This is a genomic window from Bradyrhizobium sp. LHD-71 (assembly GCF_031157255.1).
Lineage (GTDB): Bacteria > Pseudomonadota > Alphaproteobacteria > Rhizobiales > Xanthobacteraceae > P52-10.
In genome coordinates, this window is the sequence record NZ_JAVIFX010000064.1 from 1 (window position 1) to 7,630 (window position 7,630).

Below are 7,630 nucleotides of genomic sequence, written 5' to 3' on the forward strand. Positions count from 1 at the left end.
CGAATTTCTGATCCATAAACGACACTAGAATCATAAACTTGCTAGTGTCCTGATCGAATCCGAAGTTCGCTCTGAGCTCGCTGCAAAGTACGGCGAACTTCGGATTCGGGACACTAGTCGATCTTCCTGGCTTCTTCCGGCAGCATGATCGGAATCCCGTCACGGATTGGATAGGCGAGCTTCGCCGAATGAGAGATCAATTCCTGCCGCGCCCTGTCGAACTCCAACGGCCCCTTGGTCAGCGGGCAGACAAGGAATTCGAGTAGTTTGGGATCGACGGTATCAGCGGACGACATCGTTCATGCGCTCCGGCAAAAGGGGCGATGGTCGTGGCATCTTGAATGCATGTCGTCAACATGTACAGACAACCCACGCGCCATTCCGAGGCGGCGCGAGCCCGGGTAGCAAGATCACTGTAGGGGCGGCTCGCCGCTCGTCTTCTTCTTGGCGAGCTCCATTTCGGTGACCGCGACGAGGATTTCCGCGCGCGCCCTCAGGTTCGGGGCCTCCAGCAGCGCCTGCTTCTCGGCTGCGCCGTAGGGAGACATCATCGCCAGCGCGTTGACCAGCGCTTCATTCGGCGCGCTTTCGATGCCGTCCCAATCGACCTTCAGGTTGTTTGCTTTGAGAAAGTCTGACAACACGCGCAGCACCTCGCCGCGATCGACCAGCTCCTCGCCTTTGCGCGCCGTGAAGTCGTCGACGAACGGAAAATAGTCGACGCGGCACTGCCGGTAAGACGTCGTCACGGTCAGCTCTTCCTCGATCTTGAAGCGGGAGATGCCGGTCAGCTCGAGAATATAGCGGCCGTCGCCGGTCTCGCCGAGCTGGGTGATTCGGCCGACGCAGCCGATGTTGAACAGGGCCGGGCGGTCGCGATGACCGGTATGAGCCGCATCCGGCTGGATCATTCCAATCAGCCGGTGACCGTCGCGCAGCGCGTCATCGACCATCGCCAAATAGCGCGGCTCGAAAATGTTCAGCGGCAGTTGTCCGCGCGGCAACAGCAAGGCGCCCGTCAACGGAAAGACCGGGATGACCTCGACGAGATCGGCCGGTCCGCGATAGTTGGCATTGATCGGCATCGGATCACCACTGTTAGATCAACGCAATTGAACGCGTACCGAATCAAAATGCAGCCGTCATGCCCGCGCATAGCGTTCCAAGGACGGCGCGCTCCGCTCGACGATGTGCCGGGCATCTACCCTTTACGGCATGACCCGGGCGAATACTGCCAAGTTCAGCCTTCACTCACGAAAACAGGATCGAAGACAAGCGCTTGCGGCCTTCGACGGTTGCTTCGTCGGTGGCACCCCACGCCTCAAAGAACTGCACGAGCTGCTTGCGCGCACCATCGTCGTTCCACTTGCGGTCTCGCTTGACGATATCGAGCAGATGGTTGGCGGCACTGAGCCGGTCGCCCTTCGCGCTCAATGCTACGGCAAGATCGAACCGCGCCTGATGATCGGTCGGATTCGCTGCGATCTTTTGTTCGAGATCGCTCACCGGACCCAGCGACTTCGCCTGCTCGGAAAGGTCGATCGCCGCCTGCACGGCCTTCACCGCAGCATCATTGCGCTTGGCCTCGGGGATCATCGCAAGCGTCTGCTTGGCCTGGTCGATCGCATCGGTCTCGACGTAGCAGCGGGCGAGGCCGGCGAGGGCCGTGATGTTGGTCGCGTCCTCCTGCAGGATTTCGGCGTAGATCGCCGCCGCGGTCGCATGGTCGCCTTCGGCGGTTGCCGTTTCGGCTTCTTTCAGCATGTCGCTGACACTGGCCGGTCCGGGCATGCCTTGGGTCAGCTTGTCGATGAAGGCCGTCACCTGGCTTTCGGGAACGGCGCCCATGAAGCCGTCGGCAGGCCGGCCGCCGGCGAACGCGATGACTGCCGGAATCGACTGGATTCCCATCTGTCCCGGAATCTGCGGGTGCTCGTCGATGTTCATCTTGACGAGCTTGACCTTGCCCTTGGCCGCGCGGACGGCCTTTTCCAGGATCGGCGTAAGCTGACGGCACGGACCGCACCATGGCGCCCAGAAGTCGATCAGCACCGGTTGGCGTTTGGACTCCTCGATCACGTCCTTGACGAACGTTTGCGTCGTCGTGTCCTTGATCAGGTCGCCTGCGGGTGGCGGTGTGGCGCCATTTCCTTCGAGTATCGTCACGTCGGTCCTCGCGAAGTTTTCCGGTGCCGGTTCCATATCATAGCTCGCAAATAAATGGCGGCTTGACCCGGATTTTCAATGTAGCTGAGCGGTTGCCTCCGCCGCTTCGGAAAGCGACAGGACGCGCGGTTCGTGGCCGGTCGCGCGCAGAAACTTGAGCAGATCCTGCGCGGCAATCGACGTCGTCATCGTGTTGGTGAGGGGATGAAAGTTCAGCACCTGGTGGGCCATCAAGGTTTGATCAAGGACGACGGAAACCGCGCCTGACGGGTCGTTGATCGCCGCAAACGGCGTCACCGAACCGGGTTGGACACCGAGATGCTGCATCAAAAGTGCGGCCGAGCCAAACGACAGGCGCCTGGCATCGATACGGCGATGGATCGATTTCAGGTCGATACGGGCCTCCTCGTCGGCCACGATCAGGAAGAGCGAGCCGGGTTTGTCCTTCAGGAACAGGTTCTTGGTGTGCCCGCCGGCGATCTGGCCGCGCAGGCTCTGCGAATCTGCAACCGTGAACAGGGGCGCATGGCTGGCAGTCTGGTGGCGGATACCCAGACGGTCGAGGAACGCTAACAGGTCTTGGGGGGAGGCGAGCATGGAACGGGAGATATTGTCCGAAAGATACCAATATGAGGCAGGCGATAGGGTCATTTCGGGCCCAGGTAAGCGAAATTTGCATTCAAAAGGAGGTCGGGTGCAAATCGTTGCATTGCAAATTGGTTTGCATTGGGGAATGGGTTTTGGCATAGGAAGGCCGTTGCGGGCCGTGGTCCGCCAAATTCTCTCGGATGCGGGTGTAGCTCAGGGGTAGAGCACAACCTTGCCAAGGTTGGGGTCGAGGGTTCGAATCCCTTCGCCCGCTCCAGAGCATTCTCGACGATCTTCCTTCCTTCCTGACGTTTCAGACCGCATGCAAATGCGAGCCCCCGAAGGCTGGACAACGTGTCCGGCCTTTTGTTTTGTGATTCTGAGAAACAGGGACCGGTCACCGCTCAACATGGCGGGCAAGGAGTTCCGGTCGAGAGCAGGGAGCCACGTCTCATGAAGGATTTCGCAGGCAAGATCGCCGTCATCACCGGCGGCGGCACGGGCATGGGGCGTGAACTTGCGCGGCAGCTCGTGGCCGAGGGCTGCAATGTCGCGATGTGCGACGTCTCGGCGGAGAACATGGCGGAAACCAAGCGCCTGTGCGAGTCCGAAAAGCTACCGCAGGGCCTGCGCATCACGACGCATGTGGCCGACGTGTCGATCGAAGATCAGGTCGAGCGTTTCCGCGACCAAGTCGCCGAGCAGCAGGCGACCGACAAGATCCATCTCCTGTTCAACAACGCCGGAATCGGCGGCGGCGGTAGCATGATCTCGAACAGCCGCGAGCATTGGGACAAAACCTTTGCGGTGTGCTGGGGCGGCGTCTACTTCAACACCCGCGCGTTCCTGCCGATGCTGCAGAAGGCAGCCGAAGGCCACATCGTCAACACCTCGAGCGTCAACGGTTTCTGGGCGTCGATCGGACCGGGGCTGCCGCACACGGCCTATAGCGCGGCCAAGTTCGCGGTGAAGGGCTTCACCGAAGCGTTGATCGGCGACCTCCGCTTGAACGCCCCGCATATCAAGTGCTCGGTGGTGATGCCGGGTCATATTGGCACCGCGATCGTCGCCAACACCCGCAAGATTCAAACCGGCAGCGAAGCCGGTCAGCTGTCGCCGGCAGAGCTCGCGGCGGCGCGCCAGCGGCTTGCGGCCTACGGCATGGATGCCGCGGCGATGTCCGATGACGAGATCCAGAAGTTGTCGGCCGAACGCGCGCGCCGGTTTCAGGACGACGCGCCGACGACGGCTGCGGCCGCGGCCAAGGTCATTCTCGACGGCGTCAAGGCGGAGCGCTGGCGCATTCTCGTCGGCGACGACGCGCACCTGCTCGACAGGCGCGTGCGCGCGAATCCCGAGAGCGCCTACGAGCCGGACTTCTTCGCGAGCTTTGCGGAAGAGTCCGGCTGGCGAGTGGGCAAGGAAAGGCCTTAAGGCCATCGGCCTAACGCCGCCGTCAATACCCCGCTGCGTGCGCGCCGCGCGTCCGTGGATCCGGTGCGCCGGCGAGGCCTTGCGGAGTGATCGCGATCGAGTTGGCGGAGGTCTGCTGGAGCGGGGTCACGATGGTGTGGCCGCGCCTGCGCAAGTCGTCCAGCACCTGCGGCGGAAAGCCGTTCTCTACACGGACGTCATCCGGCAGCCATTGATTGTGCAGACGCGGCGCCGCGACGGCGGCAGCCGCGTTCATGCCGTGGTCGATAGTATTGAGGATCACTTGCAGCACCCCTGTGATGATCCGGCTGCCGCCCGGCGTGCCGGTGATGAGCACGGGCTTGCCGTCCTTCAAGACAATGGTCGGCGACATCGATGACAACGGCCGCTTGCCGGGACCGGGCAGATTGGCCTCGAAGCCGACGAGACCGTAGGCGTTCGCCGCGCCGACGGCCGCAGTGAAATCATCGAGCTCGTTGTTCAGGATCACGCCGGTGCCTTCAGCCACCATGCCGAGTCCGTAGGAGAAGTTCAGCGTGTAGGTGTTGCTCACCGCGTTACCGAAGCCGTCGACGATGGAATAATGCGTCGTGTTCTGTCCCTCACGACGCTGCGGCGAGAGATCAGCGATTTCGGATGCCGGCGTAGCACGCTGCATGTCGATGCTGCTGCGCAGCCGCTCCGCATAATCCTTCGACAAGAGCCGCTGCATCGGCACATCGGCCAGCGCCGGATCGCCGAGGTGACGTGCGCGGTCCGCATAGGCGCGCTTCATCGCCTCGATCATCACATGCAGAGTGTCGGCGCTGTGCGGGCCCATCTCCTTCAGCGGATAACCCTCGAGAATATTCAGCATCTCGACCAGCACCACGCCACCCGAGGACGGCAGTGGCATCGAGACGATGTCATAACCGCGATACTTGCCGCGCACCGGCGTTCGAATGACGGGTTGATAGTCTTTCAGGTCATTTAGCGTCATGATGCCGCCATCGGCGCGGATCGCATCGACCAGCTTTTGCGCCGTCGCGCCCTCGTAAAATCCCGCCGGTCCTTTCACAGCTATGGCTTCGAGCGTTGCGGCAAGGTCTGTCTGCACCAGGAGATCTCCGTCGCCGAGCGGCGCGCTGTCGCCCTTCAGGAAGATCTTTGCCGATGCCGGCCAGCGCGCAAACATGCGGCGCGCCTCGGGCAGCGAATCGGCGGTGTCGTCCTCGACCGCAAAGCCCTCGCGTGCAAGTCTGATCGCCGGCGCAATCAGTTCCGCGAGCGTGAACTTGCCCGAGCCGTACTTCTGGTGCGCCAGCGCGAGGCCCGCGACGGTTCCCGGCACGCCAACGCCAAGCACGGAAGAGCGAGACTTTGCCGGATCCGGCTTGCCATCGCTGCCGAGAAACATGTCGCGGGTCGCAGCAGCCGGTGCGGTCTCGCGGTAGTCGATCGTGATCGCTTCATTGCGCGCAGCGCTATGGATCACCATGAAACCGCCACCGCCAAGATTACCGGCGCGCGGATAGGTGACCGCCATTGCAAAGCCGGTCGCGACCGCAGCGTCGACCGCGTTGCCGCCGCGGGCGAGAATGTCCTTGCCGATGTCCGCGCCGCGCCGTTCTTGCGCGACCACCATGCCATGCTTGGCAACGACCGGCTGCAGCGATTGTAGCGCCGCAGGTGCGTACGTAGTGCGACGGCCCTCCTGAGCTGTTGTGATCGACGTCAGGTTGCAAACAAGCAGTGCTGCCGTGACGAGCGAGCCGATTGACAAGACGACCTTCTTCATTCCCGGCCTCCGTGTTCACCGCTGATGCTACACCTGTTCGGTGGATGTGTGTGCAGCGGAAAGCACGGTCAATTGAAGATAACGGCCTCGCGTCGGCGGGTGTGTGTGTCGCGTTCGCGCTTGTGGCGCACCGCAATAGCTGAGAGTCTGCTGACGAATCATGCGAGGCGGTGAATGACGGCTACGAGCGAAGATCACGTGTCTGGTGCGCACGCTCGGCCGGCAACGGCGTATCCGCCGCGTTCGGCGGTGGGGGGCTGGTTGCTGTTTGACTGGGCAGCACAGCCTTACTTCACGCTGATCACGACTTTCGTGTTTGCGCCTTATTTCACGACCTACGTCGCTTCGGATCCGGCGTCGGGGCAGGCGATGTGGGGCTTTGCGGCGGGCGTCGCCGGCCTTGTGATCGCGCTGTTGTCGCCGGTGCTCGGTGCGGTCGCCGATGCCGCCGGTCGGCGCAAACCGTGGATCGCGGGCTTTGGCCTTCTGCTGATGATTGGTACGACGCTGCTCTGGTTCGGCAAGCCGGGCCGCCCGGATCTCGTCGCGCTGGTGTTGATGGCATATGCGATCGGCACCGTCGGTGTGGAGTTTGCGACCGTATTCAACAATGCGATGATGCCGGCGCTGGTGCCGCCAGAGCGGCTGGGGCGATTGTCGGGCACCGGTTGGGCGGTCGGCTATGTGGGCGGTATCGTCAGCCTGATCGTTGTGCTTGGCCTGCTGGCTGCCGATCCGAACTCCGGGCGCACGCTGTTCGGTCTCGCGCCGCTGTTCGGTCTTGATCCGGCAACCCATGAAGGCGCGCGAATCTCCGGGCCGCTGACCGCGGTCTGGTTCGCCGTGTTTGTGTTGCCGCTGTTTCTACTCACACCCGATCAGCCCTCCAAGCGGCCGGTCTCAGCAGCCGTGCGCGAGGGGATCATCGACTTGCGACGATCGCTCGCAGCGCTGCCGGGCAACAAGCCGCTGCTGACCTTTCTCATCGCCAACATGATCTACATGGACGGGCTGATCTCGCTGTTTGCGTTCGGCGGCATTTATGCGGCAGGGACCTTCGGCTGGAACACGATTCAGATCGGCACGTTCGGGCTGATTCTCGCGGTTGCGGGGACGCTGGGCGCATGGCTTGGCGGCAAGCTCGACGACAGGATCGGACCGAGGCGGGTGATCGTCATGAGCCTGATCATGCTGCTCACTTCGCTCGCCCTCATTCTCCTGATCGACCGCGACCGCATCCTGTTTGTGCAGGTGCCGCCGCCGGTTCCGGGCGGTCCGCTGTTCGGCGCCGCGGCCGAGCGCGCCTATCTCCTGATCGGCGTCTTCATCGGCTTTGCCGCCGGGCCTCTGCAAGCCGCATCGCGCACGCTTTTGATTCGGCTGGCGCCGGTCGACAAGATCACGCAACACTTCGGGCTGTTTGCCCTGACAGGGAAAGTAACGTCGTTCGTCGGCCCGCTGCTGGTCGCCTCGATCACGGCCGCGACGTTGAGTCAGAAGGCCGGCATGGTGGTGCTGATCGGCTTTTTCCTGATCGGACTCGGCTTGCTGTCGCGCATCAGGCCGTCATTGCGAGAAGCGCAGCTCTAGTGTCGTGGATCAGAAATTCGCGCCATCGTTGCCGCGAGTCCAACGTGCGAATTTCTGATCCATAAACGACACTAG

At 62.5% G+C, this 7,630-nt stretch carries 7 protein-coding genes and 1 tRNA gene; 3 read left to right on the top strand and 5 right to left on the bottom strand.

Annotated features, from left to right (window positions below):
• Nucleotides 1–113: 113 nt before the first annotated feature.
• From RCO31_RS34440 to RCO31_RS34455, 4 genes are all read right to left on the bottom strand, one after another.
• Nucleotides 114–296 carry a Trm112 family protein gene (locus tag RCO31_RS34440; protein WP_308972912.1) on the bottom strand — a complete coding sequence of 61 codons (183 nt, stop codon included), beginning with the start codon at nucleotides 294–296 and terminating at the stop codon, nucleotides 114–116.
• A 114-nt stretch (nucleotides 297–410) separates the two neighbouring features.
• On the bottom strand, nucleotides 411–1,085 hold the full coding sequence (locus tag RCO31_RS34445) for an LON peptidase substrate-binding domain-containing protein (RefSeq protein ID WP_308972913.1): 675 nt from the start codon (nucleotides 1,083–1,085) through the stop codon (nucleotides 411–413).
• 166 nt (nucleotides 1,086–1,251) lie between these two features.
• A complete protein-coding gene (gene trxA, locus RCO31_RS34450; RefSeq protein ID WP_308972914.1) occupies nucleotides 1,252–2,166 on the bottom strand; it encodes a thioredoxin in 915 nt (304 codons plus the stop codon).
• A gap of 75 nt (nucleotides 2,167–2,241) precedes the next feature.
• Entirely contained in the window at nucleotides 2,242–2,913 is a 672-nt protein-coding gene (locus RCO31_RS34455) for a YbaK/EbsC family protein (RefSeq protein ID WP_308972915.1), read from the bottom strand.
• A gap of 43 nt (nucleotides 2,914–2,956) precedes the next feature.
• Between RCO31_RS34455 and RCO31_RS34460 the strand changes: the two genes are divergently transcribed.
• A tRNA-Gly gene (locus tag RCO31_RS34460) sits at nucleotides 2,957–3,031 on the top strand.
• Between the two features lie 176 nt (nucleotides 3,032–3,207).
• Nucleotides 3,208–4,188: an SDR family NAD(P)-dependent oxidoreductase gene (locus tag RCO31_RS34465; RefSeq protein ID WP_308972916.1), complete on the top strand. Its 981-nt coding sequence runs from the start codon at nucleotides 3,208–3,210 to the stop codon at nucleotides 4,186–4,188.
• A 22-nt stretch (nucleotides 4,189–4,210) separates the two neighbouring features.
• Here the strand turns inward: RCO31_RS34465 and ggt are convergent, their stop codons facing one another.
• Nucleotides 4,211–5,965: a gamma-glutamyltransferase gene (gene ggt, locus RCO31_RS34470; RefSeq protein WP_308972917.1), complete on the bottom strand. Its 1,755-nt coding sequence runs from the start codon at nucleotides 5,963–5,965 to the stop codon at nucleotides 4,211–4,213.
• A 174-nt stretch (nucleotides 5,966–6,139) separates the two neighbouring features.
• Between ggt and RCO31_RS34475 the strand changes: the two genes are divergently transcribed.
• The gene (locus RCO31_RS34475) at nucleotides 6,140–7,555 is read left to right on the top strand and encodes an MFS transporter (RefSeq protein WP_308972918.1); all 1,416 of its coding nucleotides are present in this window, start codon (nucleotides 6,140–6,142) and stop codon (nucleotides 7,553–7,555) included.
• Nucleotides 7,556–7,630: the final 75 nt, after the last annotated feature.

What these genes read in the sequence shown, in the direction of transcription:
- RCO31_RS34475 (WP_308972918.1), top strand. Translation starts at nt 6,140, where the DNA reads ATGACGGCTACGAGCGAAGATCACGTGTCTGGTGCGCACGCTCGGCCG.
- RCO31_RS34455 (WP_308972915.1), bottom strand. Translation starts at nt 2,913, where the DNA reads ATGCCAAAACCCATTCCCCAATGCAAACCAATTTGCAATGCAACGATT.
- ggt (WP_308972917.1), bottom strand. Translation starts at nt 5,965, where the DNA reads ATGAAGAAGGTCGTCTTGTCAATCGGCTCGCTCGTCACGGCAGCACTG.
- RCO31_RS34440 (WP_308972912.1), bottom strand. Translation starts at nt 296, where the DNA reads ATGTCGTCCGCTGATACCGTCGATCCCAAACTACTCGAATTCCTTGTC.
- RCO31_RS34445 (WP_308972913.1), bottom strand. Translation starts at nt 1,085, where the DNA reads ATGCCGATCAATGCCAACTATCGCGGACCGGCCGATCTCGTCGAGGTC.
- RCO31_RS34465 (WP_308972916.1), top strand. Translation starts at nt 3,208, where the DNA reads ATGAAGGATTTCGCAGGCAAGATCGCCGTCATCACCGGCGGCGGCACG.